Origin of the sequence: Roseibium alexandrii DFL-11 (genome assembly GCF_000158095.2) — a bacterium.
In the GTDB taxonomy this organism is placed as follows: Bacteria; Pseudomonadota; Alphaproteobacteria; order Rhizobiales; family Stappiaceae; genus Roseibium; species Roseibium alexandrii.
Genome location: NZ_CM011002.1, coordinates 1,982,596 through 1,998,260, shown reverse-complemented (window position 1 = coordinate 1,998,260; position 15,665 = coordinate 1,982,596). Strand labels below are relative to the sequence as shown.

General features: G+C 55.7%; 15 protein-coding genes. 3 read left to right on the top strand and 12 right to left on the bottom strand.

Features of this window, described 5'->3' with window-relative positions:
* Positions 1-41: 41 nt before the first annotated feature.
* The 10 genes from SADFL11_RS09165 to SADFL11_RS09120 all read right to left on the bottom strand — a co-directional run bounded on the left by SADFL11_RS09165 (position 42) and on the right by SADFL11_RS09120 (position 10,813).
* Positions 42-473: a universal stress protein gene (locus SADFL11_RS09165; RefSeq protein WP_008195498.1), complete on the bottom strand. Its 432-nt coding sequence runs from the start codon at positions 471-473 to the stop codon at positions 42-44.
* Positions 470-3,109: a TRAP transporter permease gene (locus SADFL11_RS09160; protein ID WP_008196253.1), complete on the bottom strand. Its 2,640-nt coding sequence runs from the start codon at positions 3,107-3,109 to the stop codon at positions 470-472. Before SADFL11_RS09160 ends, SADFL11_RS09165 begins: the two co-directional genes overlap by 4 nt.
* Before the next feature lie 182 nt (positions 3,110-3,291).
* Positions 3,292-4,260, bottom strand: coding sequence for a TAXI family TRAP transporter solute-binding subunit (locus SADFL11_RS09155; protein ID WP_186009031.1), 969 nt, complete (start codon positions 4,258-4,260; stop codon positions 3,292-3,294).
* A gap of 52 nt (positions 4,261-4,312) precedes the next feature.
* On the bottom strand, positions 4,313-5,176 hold the full coding sequence (locus SADFL11_RS09150) for a MurR/RpiR family transcriptional regulator (protein ID WP_008194049.1): 864 nt from the start codon (positions 5,174-5,176) through the stop codon (positions 4,313-4,315).
* Between the two features lie 181 nt (positions 5,177-5,357).
* Entirely contained in the window at positions 5,358-5,777 is a 420-nt protein-coding gene (locus tag SADFL11_RS09145) for a hypothetical protein (protein ID WP_008196115.1), read from the bottom strand.
* 33 nt (positions 5,778-5,810) lie between these two features.
* Complete coding sequence (locus SADFL11_RS09140; RefSeq protein WP_008194444.1) at positions 5,811-6,149, bottom strand: slr1659 superfamily regulator; 339 nt, start codon at positions 6,147-6,149, stop codon at positions 5,811-5,813.
* Between the two features lie 31 nt (positions 6,150-6,180).
* Positions 6,181-6,726 carry a slr1658 superfamily regulator gene (locus tag SADFL11_RS09135; protein ID WP_008190921.1) on the bottom strand — a complete coding sequence of 182 codons (546 nt, stop codon included), beginning with the start codon at positions 6,724-6,726 and terminating at the stop codon, positions 6,181-6,183.
* A 3-nt stretch (positions 6,727-6,729) separates the two neighbouring features.
* Positions 6,730-9,126 carry a SpoIIE family protein phosphatase gene (locus tag SADFL11_RS09130; protein WP_008193723.1) on the bottom strand — a complete coding sequence of 799 codons (2,397 nt, stop codon included), beginning with the start codon at positions 9,124-9,126 and terminating at the stop codon, positions 6,730-6,732.
* A complete protein-coding gene (locus SADFL11_RS09125) occupies positions 9,123-10,301 on the bottom strand; it encodes a class I SAM-dependent methyltransferase (protein ID WP_008192028.1) in 1,179 nt (392 codons plus the stop codon). The genes SADFL11_RS09130 and SADFL11_RS09125 overlap by 4 nt, the downstream gene beginning before the upstream one ends.
* Positions 10,298-10,813 (bottom strand): hypothetical protein, encoded by a 516-nt coding sequence (locus SADFL11_RS09120; protein ID WP_134852963.1) that lies wholly within the window; start codon positions 10,811-10,813, stop codon positions 10,298-10,300. Before SADFL11_RS09120 ends, SADFL11_RS09125 begins: the two co-directional genes overlap by 4 nt.
* Before the next feature lie 386 nt (positions 10,814-11,199).
* Between SADFL11_RS09120 and SADFL11_RS09115 the strand changes: the two genes are divergently transcribed.
* Positions 11,200-12,132 carry a PP2C family protein-serine/threonine phosphatase gene (locus tag SADFL11_RS09115; protein ID WP_008195185.1) on the top strand — a complete coding sequence of 311 codons (933 nt, stop codon included), beginning with the start codon at positions 11,200-11,202 and terminating at the stop codon, positions 12,130-12,132.
* On the opposite strand, the gene SADFL11_RS09110 is transcribed toward SADFL11_RS09115, so the two are convergent.
* Together SADFL11_RS09110 and SADFL11_RS09105 are read right to left on the bottom strand one after the other, a co-directional pair.
* Positions 12,123-12,566 carry an ATP-binding protein gene (locus SADFL11_RS09110; protein ID WP_008196930.1) on the bottom strand — a complete coding sequence of 148 codons (444 nt, stop codon included), beginning with the start codon at positions 12,564-12,566 and terminating at the stop codon, positions 12,123-12,125. The two genes, SADFL11_RS09115 and SADFL11_RS09110, sit on opposite strands and share 10 nt — an antisense overlap.
* Positions 12,567-12,609: 43 nt before the next feature.
* Positions 12,610-12,966, bottom strand: a complete 357-nt coding sequence (locus SADFL11_RS09105) for an STAS domain-containing protein (RefSeq protein ID WP_167578969.1) — start codon at positions 12,964-12,966, stop codon at positions 12,610-12,612.
* A 219-nt stretch (positions 12,967-13,185) separates the two neighbouring features.
* Between SADFL11_RS09105 and SADFL11_RS09100 the strand changes: the two genes are divergently transcribed.
* Both SADFL11_RS09100 and tssB read left to right on the top strand, forming a co-directional pair.
* On the top strand, positions 13,186-14,922 hold the full coding sequence (locus SADFL11_RS09100) for a TssA family type VI secretion system protein (RefSeq protein ID WP_008190482.1): 1,737 nt from the start codon (positions 13,186-13,188) through the stop codon (positions 14,920-14,922).
* Between the two features lie 187 nt (positions 14,923-15,109).
* Positions 15,110-15,628, top strand: a complete 519-nt coding sequence (gene tssB, locus SADFL11_RS09095) for a type VI secretion system contractile sheath small subunit (RefSeq protein WP_008191100.1) — start codon at positions 15,110-15,112, stop codon at positions 15,626-15,628.
* Positions 15,629-15,665 lie beyond the last annotated feature (37 nt).

The following is a 15,665-nucleotide window of genomic DNA, read 5'->3' as shown; positions in this document are numbered from 1 at the left end:
GCCGGAAATCCCGGCCCTTTGTTTGTTTTTGCACTGTCAGATCAGACCCTGACGACATAGACCGAACACTTTGAGTGCCGGACAACGCGGGCTGCGTTTGGCCCAAGCAGGAACTCCCGCAGTTGCGGCTTATGGGCGCCAATCACGATCAGATCCGTGTTGGTCCGTTTGGCCAGCTCCAGGATCTCTTCGTAAATCGAACCCGTCGCAACGACATGCCGGATCTCCTTGTTGCGCTCCTCGCCCAAGACACTGCCGACAATATCCGTCAGCTTGTTTTGTGTGTCGTTGACGATCTCATCCTGAAAGTTCTCATCGAAATAGGAGCTGACAAGCGTCACGCCGAAATTCGGCACCACGGTGATCACGTCGAGTTGGGCGTTGTCGAGCCGGGCGAGTTTGTCGGCGGTCTGAAGGACCTCGCGGTCTTCCGGATGAGAGATATCGACCGCGCAAAGAATGGTCTTGTTCATGCCGGAACTCCTTCCATTTCCTTGCGCTCGACACGGGCCCGCGGGCGTTGGAGCAGATAAATCAGGCCAAGCAGCAGAAGACCCGGGATGTAGATCAGCTCCTTCGGCATTTGCTCAAGAGACACCTGGGCTTTTGCGATCTGGACCGGGTCGTCCCCGTAGAAATCGAAGTTGCCGAGTGTTTCGAAGAACGGTGTGCCCGGGAAGGGTTCATCCATTTTCATGACCCCGTCTTCGTCAAAGACAGTCAGCCCGACGGCCGACAGGCGCGCCTCGGCATCAGCTTCATCGCCGACTGTGAGGATGAAGGTGGTCTCCGCTTTTGATCCGGTATCAAAGTCCGGGCCATTCACGGTTATCCGAATGTCATCGCCCGGATTCGCCTTGCCAACGGCCTCAACGAAACTGGTCGGCTGAACAATCTCGAACGGTGGCTGGATCCGGTTCATGAAGAAGTCCGGACGGAACAGGATGAAAGCAACAAGCACCAGAGCGATGCTTTCATAGATGCGCGAGCGGGTGACGAAATACCCCATGGTTCCGGCCGTGAAGGCCAATATGGCTATCGTTGCCATAATGAAGACCAAAATGCCTTGTCCCCAGCCGACATCGATCAGAAGCAGATCGGTGTTGAAGATGAAGACGAACGGCAGGGCGATGGTTCTGAGGGAATAGAAGAACGCCGTAAAGCCGGTCTTGATAGCATCGCCGCCCGACACCGCTGCCGCGGCAAAGGACGCAAGACCCACGGGGGGCGTCACATCCGCCATGATGCCGAAGTAGAAGACGAACAGGTGGACCGCAATCAGCGGCACGATCAGGCCGGATTGGGCGCCGAGCTCAACAACCACACCGGCCATCAGCGAGGACACCACGATGTAGTTCGCCGTGGTCGGAAGCCCCATGCCGAGGACCAGCGAAAGAAGTCCGACAAAGGCCAGCATCAGGACAAGGTTGCCACCGGACACCAGCTCGACGAGGTCGGCCATAACCTGTCCGATACCGGTCAGGGTCACCGTGCCGACGATGATGCCGGCGGTTGCTGTAGCAAGGCCGATGCCGATCATGTTGCGGGCCCCGTCGATCATGCCTTTGGCGAGATCAACAACGCCTTCCTTGAATTCCTCGACCATCTTGTTTTCGCCGCGGAAAATCGCCTTGATCGGCCGCTGCGTCAGAAGGATGACGAAGAGGAGGGTGGTTGCCCAGAAGGCGGAGAGGCCCGGGGACTTCTGCTCAATCATCAGGAAGTAAACAAGCACAACGATCGGCAGCAGGTAGTAGAGGCCGGATTTGTAGATGTCTGCGATTTCCGGAAGGACAATATGCTTGGCGTTCGGATCATCCGGGTGCAGATCCTCAACGCTTGCTGCGAGCTTCAGAAGCACGAGATACGCAACGAAAACCAGAACCGCGAGGATCCAGCTGGCGCCATCCGGCACTAGAGCCGTGATCCAGCCGATCGGGAACTTGATTCCATAACAAAGCGCGGCAAAGCCTGCGAAGAAGAAGAACATGCCCAGAACCGTACGCAAGGTGGACACGGTCTTGTGGCCAATGGTCGGCATGTTCCGTTTCACCGCTTCCAGGTGCACGATGTAGACCAAAGCGATGTAGGAAATGACCGCCGGCAGGAAGGCGTGGGTGATCACTTCAACGTATGAAATGCCAACATACTCCACCATCAGGAAGGCGGCAGCCCCCATGACCGGTGGCATGATCTGGCCGTTTACCGACGAGGCCACTTCAACAGAACCAGCCTGCTCATTGGTGAAGCCAACCCGTTTCATCAGGGGAATGGTGAAGGTGCCGGTGGTAACAACGTTCGCGATGGACGAACCTGAGATGAGGCCGGTTGCGGCTGACCCCACAACGGCCGCCTTGGCCGGGCCGCCTTTCAGGTGGCCGAGCGCTGCGAAGGCCATCTTGATGAAGTAGTTGCCCGCGCCCGCCTTATCGAGCAAAGCCCCGAACAGAACAAACAGGAAGACGAACTTGGTGGAGACGCCAAGGGCAATACCGAAGACCCCCTCCGACGTGATCCACATATGGCTCATCGCCTTTTGCAGCGAAGCGCCTTTCCAGCGCATGACTTCGGGTACCCATTGGGAAGACCCGAAGAAGACGTAAAGGAGGAAGATGGTGGCGACGATGGCCATCGCGGGACCCAGGGTCCGGCGTGCCGCTTCAAACAGGATTAAGATACCTGCGAGCGCAAACCACTTGTCGACATGGTCGGCAAGTCCGCCATTGTTGACGATCTTCTCATAGAAGAAAAGGCCGTAAAGCGCCAGAAACGCTCCGGAGAGTGCCAAGATCCAGTCTTGGATTGGAATGTGATGGCGTGGGCTGCTCTTCAAGGCCGGGTAAGCCATGAAGGCAAGGAAGATTGCAAATGAGAGGTGGACCTGGCGGCTGTTGTTGATCAGATCGCTCGGCAGGATGTAATTGGACAGGGGAGAGGCAAGAAGAACCTGAAATGCCGACCATGCCAAAGCCACGGCTGCCAGAAACAACCCGATTGGGCCGGCAGGATTACGCGACCCGGAATCGGACGCTGCGACCATTTCCTGAAGTTCTTCTTCAGACAGGCCACTCGACCCGGCCTTCTTGTTCGCCTGATACTCTTCAGACATCAATAGTTCCCCCGTTTGTCCGGCCCCCAATTTGCCGGTCCGAAAATTCATTTGGTCCTATGAGCCAAGCGGCTCCGGACAAAGGCTTCTCTTGAAAACAGCACGCGGTCTTCTGTGTGCCATGGCTGTGCTGGAAAAAGGCCCGGAGGCGTGCCCCCGGGCCTGGATTTCAAAAGATCGGATTAGTTGATCCAGCCTTTTTCTTTGTAGTACTTCGCAGCACCTGGATGCAGCGGAGCGGACAGACCGTCCTGAGCCATTTCTTCCGGCTTCAGGTTGGCGAATGCCGGGTGCAGCTTCTTGAAGGCATCGAAGTTTTCGAAGACCGACTTGACAAGGGTGTAAACGGTGTCTTCAGACACGTTTGCAGATGTCACGAAAGTTGCACCTACACCGAAAGTGCCAGTGTCAGCGTCGTTGCCGCGGTACATGCCGCCCGGGATGGTCGCTGTGCGGTAGTAGCTGTTGTCAGAAACCAGTTTGTCTACAGCGTCACCGCCAACTGTGACAAGCACGGAATCGCACGCAGTGGTGGCTTCCTGGATGGAACCAGACGGGTGGCCAACGGTGTAGACCATTGCGTCGATCTGGTTGTCACACAAAGCGGCGGACTGCTCTGCGGCCTTCAACTCGGTTGCGAGCTCGAAGTCGTCTGCGGTCCAGCCTTTGGCTTCCATCAGCACTTCCATGGTGCCGCGCTGACCGGAGCCAGGGTTGCCGATGTTGACGCGCTTGCCTTTAAGGTCATCGAAAGTTGTGATGCCGGAGTCGGCGCGAGCTACAACTGTGAACGGCTCCGGATGCACGGAGAACACAGCGCGCAGCTCTTCAAACGGACCTTTTTCCTCAAACTTGGAAGTGCCGTTGTAAGCGTGGAACTGCCAGTCAGACTGGGCAACACCAAACTCCAGCTCGCCTTCACGGATGGTGTTGATGTTGTACACAGAACCACCAGTGGATTCGACCGAGCAGCGGATGCCGTGGTCTTTGCGATCCCGGTTTACCAAGCGGCAGATTGCGCCACCGGTCGGGTAATAAACACCTGTGACACCGCCGGTGCCGATGGTGATGAATTCTTCTGCGGCAGCTGCGCCGGTGAAGGCGATGCTGGTCGCAAGAACGGCACCTGCAAGGTTCAGTTTCATCATCATTTGACTAGGCTTCCCTCTATTTCAGTTTTTGTTCCAGAGCGGTGCTCCCACCCTAGACATTTTCAAGTTCATCGAGCAAGCGATTGTGCCTGTCGACATTTTGGATCCGGGCTTCCGCCTCGGAACCGGCTCGCGCGACCAGCATGCCCGTAATGGTCTCAATGAGAACGAGCGTGGCCGCGTAAGATGAGAAAAAGTGTGGACTTTCAGTGCGCTGAATGAAGTGATGGTCTGCGAATTGCAACCCTGGAAACGCATGACTGTCCGTCAGGACGATCACTTTCGCACCGTTTTCTGCAGCAAGTTCCGCTGCCCGGACTGAGCGGTGGGCATACGGATGCTTGGAGACGATCACGATGCAGTCGTCTTTGGTGAGGCTTGCGAGCGCACCGCCAAGGGACGCGCCATTGCGCCCCGCTACAATCCAACTGTCGTTGAACCAATTGGCGAGATAAGCAAAGTAATCGGCAAACCCGGCCGACGCGAGTGCACCGACAACGACGGTTCTGCGTGCCTTCGACAGGCAGTCGACAACCTGTTCCAGCCGTACCGGATCAATGTCGTCGACGAGGGCCTTGATATTGTCGACACAGGCAGCTGCCTGGCGCGGCAAAAGGGGCTGATCTGCTTCGTTTCGCAACTGGCGAGCCTTGTCCTGAAAACTGCTGCCGCGCTGGCTCAGCTCCATCCGCGCCTGTTCGCGCAAGGCTTCGTAGTCTGAAAACCCGATGGCCCGCGCAAGCCGGGTATAGCTGGCAGGGGAGACACCGCTTGCGGCGGCTATCGCCCGGAGGCTGCGCGTCGCGATTTCAAGCTGGTTGTCTGCAAGGTAATCTGCGGCCGTCCGCAAAGTCTCGCTGAGATCAGCGTAATTTGCTGTGATGGCAGCCCGGATTTGTGGTCGCGCAGATTTCATGCGCGCACTGTTTCATTTGTTTTTTAGCTTGTCAATTTCTGAAACAATTGTTTCGTTGTATTCGAAATTTTGCATAGGAGATAAGTCGGGTCACGTTAGGTGACACAGCGCGTTTCGGGCCGCGCAAAAGGGTGTCGAAACATAGGAAATATAGACGGAAATCGGAGAGTGTTGGTGCGGGCTACTCGACGATGGTCTCGCAGTACGCCTTCACCTTCTCAAGCGGCATTGATGTGCTCTGGACTTCCATCCGGACGATTTTGCCATCGGCCCGCGTCAGGATTGCCAGATTGCATTCGTCGGTCAGCGGCTTCGGGTTCTTCTTTTCCGTATAGGTCCGCTCGTTGATAGACGACCAGTAGTAAACGAGCTCCTTGGGATCTCCACCCGGGTAGTTGATCGGATCTGCGCCTTTCGGGATTGCATCATAGGCAATTACGTCGGATGGCGGGCCGTATTTGAGGAAGAAGTCCGCCGAAGGTTTGCCGACATAGGTGCTCTTGAATTCAGGATTGGTCGAGGTCTGGCACGAGGCAAGCCCTAGGCACAATAGTGCCAAGAGGGCTTTTCCTGTTGCGGGAATTTGGCGTCCGCTGATCATGTCCGGTTTCCCGGCCGCTTCAATGCGCGGCCGTCAGTTGATTTGCAGCTCGAGAGATTTGTGCAGACGCTGAAGATTACGCAGGGACTTGGACTGCCACGGAATGGCTTTTGAGCCGAGGACGCGCACACCGATATCCGGTTGCTTGCGGATCTCGATGGTGAATTTCGCCAGAAGGTTGATGCCGGAACTGTTGAGGAACTCCAGACCGGTCAGGTCAAGTACGATTTCTTCCGGCTTGGAATCGAGCACATTGTTCATGAGTTCCAGGATTGGCGCATACGCCTCCGTACCAGACAGACGCATCGTGCCTTCATAATGGATCTTCGATCCTTCTGCCCAGACACGGTAGTCGTTGGTGCTGATTTCCATTCTAATCGTTCCCTCGGAATTATGTACGCGCTCAGGAGAATGTCAGCGCAGCTACAGTTTTCAAGTTGACCGAACCATTACTGGCATCCGGTGTGAAGCGCCAGCCGAGTTTTGCATCATAATCGCTCATTAGCGTCAAAAGCCCAAGTCCGGACCCGGAGGAGTCCAGATCGGTCGCGTTGGCTTCAATGCGTTCGAGAAGAAGTTCGCCCGGATCCCTTGCCAGGATTTCCCTCAAGAGCTCCTGAAACTTCTCCGCCGTGGCCCGATCGATCATATTGGAAATCTCGGATTCGAAATGATTTCCGTCCAGTGAGCAGCTGATCTCGATGTTGCCATCGTGGCGGAACTTCACTGCATTCTCCAATATTTCGTTCAGCAAGTAGCCGATGCTGTGGCGGGCGTCGACCTGATCGACCCCCTTTGCACAGCATTTTGCAAAATAATCGCCAAGAAAATCGGAGGTTGTTCCGCAGTGTTGCCAGCTCAGCTCCAGCGGTTCTGCGGCGAGGGTGATGTGGAGCGTGGTTGCTGACGGTCCATTCGTCAGCTCGGCGTGTCCGAATGTCACTGTCATAGCCTACCTGTGCTTCATCACCACAAGGGTAATGTCATCAAACATTTTTTGTGTGTCAATGTGTGCTTTTACTTCTGACAGTATCGCCTCAATGATGACTTTTGCTGGTTTGCCGGCATTGGCTTTGGCACAGGCGCACATCCTGTCGAAGCCGTAAAGAACGCCGTCCGGGTTTTCCGCCTCTGTCACACCGTCCGTGTGCAGCAGAAGAACGTCATCCGGACCGAAATTCAGGACTTCAGTCTGCACAAATGGCGCAATGTCCGCTTCCAGGCCAACCGGGAAACCGAGTTCGACCGTGTCGATCCGTTCGACATCGCCATTGGCCCGGATAATCAACACCTCTTCATGCTGGCCGGAGAGCGTGACCTTGCCGTCTTCATAATCAACGAAGGCCAGGGTCATGTGCTTGTCGGAGTTGGTCCGCGCGATGTTCTTGTAAAGAGCGCGGTTGAGGACTTCGAGGAAAGCAATTGGGTCGTTGTCGCCCTTTTCCTGCAAAGCCCGGGCAACGGACTGCACCATGAGCATCAGGACGCCACTTTCCAGTCCGTGCCCGGTCACATCACCAATACCTACTTTTACCCGGCCGCCGTCGTGGAGAACGTCATAGTAATCGCCGCCGACTTCATCCGCCGGCTCCATGTAGGCAGCGATTTCGATCTGGGCGATACCTTCCAGTTCACTGCGCCGCGGCAGTACCATCTCCTGGATGCGCTTCGCGACATCAAGTTCAGCGCCAAGACGCAGGTTTTCGTTTTGGAGACGCTTATTGAGCGCAACGATTTCCTTGTTGGCGGTTTCCAGTTTACCAGTGCGCTCTTCGACCAGTTTTTCAAGGTTTTCCGTATGATAACTGATTTCCTCAGCCATCCGGTTGAATGCCGTGCCCACGGCACCAACCTCGTCCTTGCTCGGGATTTTCACCCGGACGGAATAGTCCTTGTTCTGGAGCGCGCGCGCGGCGCTGGCCAGGGCGCTGAGACCAGCGGTAATCCGGCCTGAAATTGCGAAAACGGCGATGAACACGATCACCAAGCTGATGAGCAGGGCAGCGATCTGCCACTGTACGATGCTGCGTGTAGCCTCGGAGATCTCCTCTTGCACCTCGCCAAGCGTTTCGTACATCTCCTGTTCGGAGACAAGGAAGCCAAGGGTCAGGCTTTCTGAAATGATTGTTGAGCCATTCCACAGGTTCACCGGATCCAGTCGCTTCAAAACAACGATAAAGTTTTCCGGCCCATTGCCTTCATCAATTTCGAGGGTTTTGATCACCGTGTTGGCGTCTTCCGGCAACAGAAGGTTCGAGATCGCGGGATACCGGCTCTGGTTCAAAAAGCGGTTGATCCCGGTCACACCCTGACCCGTGGCATCGACTGAGATGAGGCCGAGCTTTTCCGCGCCAGTTTCACTTACGGCAATGACGTTGCCGGCGGAGCTGGTCAGGAAGCCAAAGCCCGTGTCAGCAATCTGCACGTTCTCAACCAACTCGCCGAACTGGTCAAGCGTTACATCAACAGCCGCCATCCCGGCGACGTCAGACCGGTCCTGGGTCCACAGCGGTTCGAAAAAGCTGACAATCAGAGCGCCGGTGATCGCGTCGATATAGGGCTCTGTTGCTACGATGTTTCGCTCAACCGGGCGCGAGGATGGATCACTGATCCAGTTCTGCCAGCCCTCATAAACGCCAGGAAAGAAGAAATTCCAGAAGTTCTCTTCATTATGGCCCGGATACAGCCGATCAAAAGTTTGCGCCTGAGTGGTGTAGGGCGTCGTCCTCATGATCGGTGTGTCTTTGGGCCCGACATAGTACATCTGCAGTTTCTGCGAACCCGATGACATTAGGGCAGGGGCCACCAGATTGAAGGCGGCGCTGTCAATGACTTCCTCTCTGGCGCTGGGCAGGAGGTTGCCGTCATCATCAAGCAAATAGCCCCAGATGCTGACAACAGATGGACCAGCAAGGTTCTGGGCCCAGCCGCCTTGCGGATCAAAGGTGATGTCCTGATCGCCCAGTTCCGGGTCACTTTCCACGGCTTCGCCGATCCGGATTTCCGTTTCCGGGTGATCGATCAAGGCCTGGAGCGAGCTGCCGAGGGTCTCAACTTCGGAGTATGTCTGATCAAGCAGCAGGTTCGTCCGAAGTGCTGTCGTGTCGATATAGGTGTTGAGGTATTCTTGCGTGGCTTCCGTCAGACCCTGGCTTACAGTTGCGGTTGCGTCTCTGGAAAGACGTTGAACGTTCCAGATGGCCACACCGCCGGCCAGCATGATGTCGAACAACACGGCCGCCCCAACCACAAGCAGGAACTTGGCGCGAAAGCTGTGCCGGGAAAAACGGCCGATTTCTTCTTCCTGATCGGCCTTGTCCGCGGTCGCGGGAGACTGGGTCTGTGTCATAGAGGCTTCCGTCCAGAGGCAACCCAGATCGGCCAACCAGCGTAGCCTTTGGGGTGCAGGGCAGCAAAAATGTGATCCTGGAAACCTTGCCGGAAACGGGCAATCTGTTCCGGACTGTCACCACGTTCAACGGCCATTTGGCCGGCATAAACGTTTTCCCAGGATTGGATGATGTCTGCGAAGTCTTGCGGATTGCCGTCAAGGTTGGTGACCATGAAGCTTTCCATCTTGATGTCTTCAAACCCGCCGTCGGCCAGATAGCGCCGGCTCTTGGGGCCGAGCTCGATATCCATATCGAAATGATCCCAGAGCTTGGCGACCTCGTTGTAGGTCCACTGAATGGTTTCCGAGCGCGGTTCGCCAAGGCAGTGTGAGTTTTTCTCGTTCGTGATGTAGACCCGGCCGCCCGGTTTGCAGATACGGTAGAGTTCTTTCAGGATCTCTTCCGGATGATCAAAAACCTGTAGGGCATGGCGGCAAGTGACGAAGTCGAACTGGTTGCTCTCCAGAAGCATCTCGGAGGCATCGCCATAAACGTACTCAACGCCCTTTACGCCAAATTCGGCGGCAACCTTGCGAGCATAATCAAGGCTCGATTTTGAGTGATCGAGCGCGACAAGCCTGCCAAGTTCGTATTCCTTTTGCGCCAGAATAGCGAAATCGCCAATTCCGCAACAGATGTCCGCCATCTGCATTCCGGGCTTCAGACCATGACGGCCGAGGATTTCGCGCTCGTGGTGCCAGGTCAGCTTGGTTTGAGTCCGCAGGATCGGAATGAAACCTCCTTCTTCCAGGAAGGTCTGACCGGGATAAAAGTCGCTGTCGTACTCACTGACCGTGATGTTCTGGTTTGCGCTTTCCAAGGCCTGGAATTTGCGTGTCGACCATCCGACACAGCTCGACGTCGTCACCTGGATGTTCAGGTCCGGACGATTGACGCAAGTATCGACCAGGTGCCGGGCAATCGCCTGAAACGCAACGTTGTTCATCCGCACAAGGCGGCGCACGTTCAGATAAAGTCGGCCCTTGACGGTGGACGTTGCAGTATCGAGGGCCTCCATGCAGCCATTGAGCTCATCGGCGGATTGTGGCCGCAAGCAGCCCTGCAGGGAGAATTCCTGATCGTTTTCATTGAAACGCCAGTCGAATGCGTGGCCAGTCGCTTGGGAAGTCACGATGCTTTATCCTCGAAAACAAGATCGGCCGTCAGGCAAATGCGGTTGTTTGATTGGTCGCGGGTCAGGCTGAATTCTGCCCCGTAGTCGACGCTCAACTCCAAAAGACCGAGCGATGTATCCGGGGTCTCAGTGGAGAATAGACGATCCAGATAGATGGCGTCTTTGTCTGGCCGCTTGGTCAACGCGACAGCATCATCGTAGAAGCGGGCAATGTCCTCGCTGCCCGGCATGTCGATCTCGATCCGGTCCCCATTCTCACGGCGTTTGAACCGGCACACGACCTTGCCGTTGTTTCCATGTCTGTGAAAAGTTGTCTCCATCAGCTCATTGAGCGCGGAGGAATACAGATTGGCAAACAGCATGGAATCGAGGCGGTTGTGGCAAACCATCCGGGAGACGTAGCTCGAAACAAGATCGCAGTTGGCCCAGTTTGAAGAAAAATCGCGAACATCCAGATCGATCTCGATCATCGGCGTTTCGCCCGCTCCGCTGGCGTTCGAATATGACACGTCGCCCAAACTCCATTATTGACGCCGAAATTTGCGCTCAGTTTTAGTTTCTGAACACAGATGACTGCGGCTCCCTATCACCGCGGCAGGAAGTATGACGTCGAAATCGTTAAGCTAGATCCAACCAGAATGGTAAATATTAGCCCCATGGGTAGTTCAACTGTTTGAAGTTTGAGTGTCAACCAGTATGAATTATCAAGGCTTTTGGCAGTTATCCTGAATATTGACAAGTTTTGCAGCTGGCGCGGGCGCAAGCATCTGGGGAATGTTGATTTTTCGCTGCTCGTGGACAGTGTATTTCCAAAATCAACAAACACCGTTAAATGACTGGCGGGACGGCTGTGGGAAGCGCGGCGAAAAACTCTGACTGTTATTGGAAACGGAAAATGACGGATTCGTTTTCATCTGATTCTCAAACCGGCGGGTACAGCGCATCTATGAATGATGAATTGGAAACCCTGCGCGCCGAGCTGGCAGAGCTGAAAGCCGAGCACGCTGATTTACAGCTTCTTTACGAAGCGACAATCGAACACGGCGAGGCCGTGGAAGATCAGCTTGCAGAGAACAATCAGCTGCTTCTGGACACCCAGCGCAGGCTTGAGGCAGAGTTGGCTGACGCCGGCCGATATGTGTTGTCGATCCTGCCCGAACCGAGGTCGGAAGGCCCGAAAGCGGACTGGCTTTTGGTTCCGTCAACGGAACTTGGCGGCGATTCCTTCGGCTATCATGACCTCGATGGCGATCATTTTGCCATATACCTGATCGATGTCTGCGGGCACGGTGTTGGAGCTGCGCTGCTCTCTGTCTCGATTATCAACGTGTTGCGCTCTTGTGCGTTGCCGGAAACAGATTTCCGGATCCCCTCCGATGTGCTTTTCAAGTTGAACAACGCCTTCCCAATGGAACGGCAGAACAACATGTTCTTCACCATCTGGTACGGCGTTTTTCAGAGGTCGACCGGTAAACTGTCTTATGCGTCCGGAGGGCATCCGGCAGCCGTTCTGTTGCCAGCGACCAAGGACGAGGGGGCGTTTTCGCTCATTGGAACGAGCGAAGGCATGGTGATCGGCGCCATTGAAGATATGACGTTCGACCAGTCCGAAGTGTCGGTACGCTCGGGCGATCGGTTGCTGGTCTTGAGTGACGGCACCTATGAGGTGGATGATCTTGAAGGCGATGTTTTAAGCCTTGAAGGTCTGGCCAACGCGGCGCTTGCCGCAAACGGCTCTATACCTTCACATATCCTGGAGTGGGTTCAGAAAAAGTCTGGTCAATCCGAGTTGCCGGATGACTATTCAATGATTGAATTTCAATTCTGATCGGATCCGTTGGAGCCCAACCGCAAGACAACCCGCGTCGTATTGGTGCCGTCTTTCCGGGAATGCGACACCTCTTCAGACACCTGATGAACCAGAAAGAGCCCCAAGCCGCCAACTGACATGTCCTCGGCGGACATCTCTGTCATATCGAGGACCGGCGCAGTCCCGGTGTCGAAAGAAGTCGCGTGATCTTCCAGGGTCAAGATGAGCCTGTCACCCTCTTTGGTGAGTTCGGTTTTGATGGTGTCAGCCACGGCCTCTGGATAGCCGTAGGACACAGTGTTGGAAAAAAGCTCTTCTACGATCAAAGACAGATGACGGCGGATGTGGTCATCAAGACCGTGGCGTGCAGCAAGGTCGTCCAGAAAGGTGTAGATCCTGGAGAGTTCGTCTAATTCGTTTGCAACTTCCAAAGTCCCGAGAACCGATGTCATACACCCGGCCTCCTTCTAGGGCGCTGAGCGCGCATAACGTCAGCTAGCCCCGTATCTCTGCCAAAGCATCATCGCGCCCCTCAACCACGCTGAGGATTTTGAGGAAGCCGGAGATCTTCAATACTTCATGGACCGATGGATTGACGCCGAAGAGGATCAGTTTGCGTCCTGCCGGAGCGATCTGTTTGGTGATGATCAACAAGGACCGCAGACCGAAACTGGTGACATAATCTACGCCGCTCATGTCGATCAGCAGGCTGGAATCGCTCTCTTGGGCGGCTGACTTGAGATGCGCTTCAAAGTCCTTTGCCGACAGGGTCTCCAGTTTGCCCTTGGGGCAAATGATCCGAATCCCGTCCACTGTTTCGTCGTCGATCGTGAGATGCGCCGCATCCGCCATTTGGACCATACCTTCCACAGGATTGATTAGGGGGCTGAAACTCGCCAGTGCGTGGATTTCCCTTGAAGCATGAAAATCTTATGAAATGAAGAACGCAACGGGTGTTTCCTGTCAATGACGTGGCGGTATATGTTCCGAGCCTGGACCGGTGATCCGGCAGCGCCGAATTGGGCCGCCGGGAGATCATGATGATGCGGGCTGTGACAAGGGAATACTCAAATGGCTGAAGAGATTGTAATTCCTGAGTTGTCCGATCCGCGGGCAGAGGTCGGCAAGGTCGCTCTGGCGAATACAGATGCGCAGGAAGAGTTCCGCGACAGTCCCGAATTCGAAGAGCTTGAAGCCGAATTCCGGAAAATGGAGATAGATGGGCCGTCTGCCGTCAACTGGAAGATGCTCAACGAGAAGACCGTCGATGTCTTGAAGGAAAACTCGAAGGATCTCGTTCTGGCGACCCGGCTCGCTTACGGTCTTTTTCTGGAGGAAGATTTCAAGGGTCTCGCGATTGGCGTCAAGATCCTCGAAGACATGTCCAAGGACCATTGGGAAGACATGACGCCACCGGTGCGCCGCGAACGCGGCCGGGCAGGGGCCTTCGACTGGTTTGCAGAAAAACTCGGGTCACTTGTCGAGGGAAAGACGCCAGAGGGCGATCAGGGGCTGGCTGCGCTTCAGGCGCATGACTACCTGCTTGAGCTTGATACCGCTCTCGAACAGAAATTCACCAAATCGCAAGCAGCTCTTGGTCCGTTGATCCGCGCGCTCCGCCCGATTGCAAAAAACGTGCGGTCGGTGCTTGAGGAGGAGGCGCGAAAGAAAGCCGAGGCGGAAGCGGCGGCCAAAGCCGCAGAAGAAGCCAAGGAAGCTGGCGGGGGGGCTGCTGCCAGCCCGGCGAGTGAGGCGGCGTCAGGCAGTGCTCCGGCAAATGCTGCAGCTGCAGCGGAGCCTGCTACCGGGGCTGTTGAACCGGCACAGTCTGCAGCGCCTGCGCCGCAAACAGCCTCGCCAAACCCGAGCGCTGTGCCGATTGCGGTGCCGGAGGTTGCTGTTGACGGCGACGCGGATGCAGCATTTACGTCATTGTTCAATGCGGCCGGAAAGGTGGCGTCCAGCAGCCGGCAACACGCGCCGCAGGATCCAAGAGGGTATTTGTGTGCCCGATTTGCTGTCTGGGGCCGGATCACCGTGATGCCGCCGGTCAACAGCGGGAAATCCAGCCTGCCGCCGCCTCAGAAAAACAGGATTGCGGAACTGCAAGCGCTCAAGGGGGCCGGAAACCATCTCGGGTTGATCCAATCAGCTGAAGGCACGTTCATGTCGTCGCCCTTCTGGATCGATGCGCACTTCATGATTTGCGAGGCTATGAGCGCGCTCGGCAGCGACTATGATGCCGCGCGTCTGTTGGTCGAGGGGGAGCTGGCCGGTTTCTTGAAACGCTTGCCGGACGTGCTGGCCCTATCTTTCAGCGACGGAACCCCGTTTGCGAGCGGTGAAACGAAAGCATGGATTAATGAGAGTGTTGCCGCCGGCGGCGGCGCAAGTGGTGGAGCAGACCCGCTTACGGGAGCCGCATCAACAGCCGCCAGCCTGGCTCAGGCCGGTAAGGTTGTTGAGGGATTGGCGGTCTTGAAAGACTATTGCGCCGGCTGCCGGGCGGAGCGGGACTGGTTCCGTGGGCAGCTGAAACTGAGCGAACTGTGCCTGCAATTCGATGTTCTTCAGCCGTTGGTCGCTCAATTGTCGCGGCTTCGAAAGACGGCAGAAGATGCGAATCTTGCGGCCTGGGAGCCGGACTTGGTCGTCGAATTGGCCCGGCTCTCATGGCGTAGCCTCAACCACAAAAACATCCGTCAGGTCATTTCTGACAATGATTTGGTGCCTTTGAAGGCCTCTGTCATGGAAACTTTATCGATACTGGACCTCGGCGCGGCTGCCGAGTTGACGGGCAAGCGCTGACCGCGCAAAGTGGTCTTGTTGTGTGCCTTTTGAAAAAAGTCATGTCTTTGAGAGGTCTTTTTTAAGACTCTTCTAGACAGATTTGACATGAAACAGTTCTAGAGTGCCCCCAGACAGGGGAACACCAGTTTTAAAACATGATTTCCGTAAGTGACATCGGAAGCTCGACTGACGTTAAGGAGAAGGCATGTCCAAAGAATCCTCCGTCGCTCCCAAGGAGCGGGTGAATATCAAGTACAAGCCCGCGACGGGAGACGCCAAGGAAGAAGTTGAACTTCCGCTGAAGCTCGTCATGCTTGGGGATTACACCATGCGTCCCGACGACACGCCAGTCGAGGACCGGTCCCTTATCAACATCAACAAGGACAACTTCAACGAGGTGATGAAAAGCCACGAGTTGAAGCTGGACATGGCGACAGACAACAAGCTGGTCGAACAGCAGGAAGGCGAAGAGCCGGAAAAGCTTTCTGTTTCGCTGAAGATCGAAAGCCTGGCCGATTTCTCTCCTGAATCCGTTGTGCGTCAGACACCGGAACTCAACAAGCTTCTGGAGCTGCGTGAGGCGCTTGTCGCCTTGAAAGGGCCATTGGGCAACGTTCCGGCGTTCCGCAAGGCAATCCAGAATGTTCTCGGCGATGAGGCTGCCCGCGAAAAACTTCTGGCCGAACTTACCAACTCCACCGGCAAATCCGGCGACGGCGAATAAGTGCCAATCAAATCGGCGGCGCAACCGGCGCGCGCTG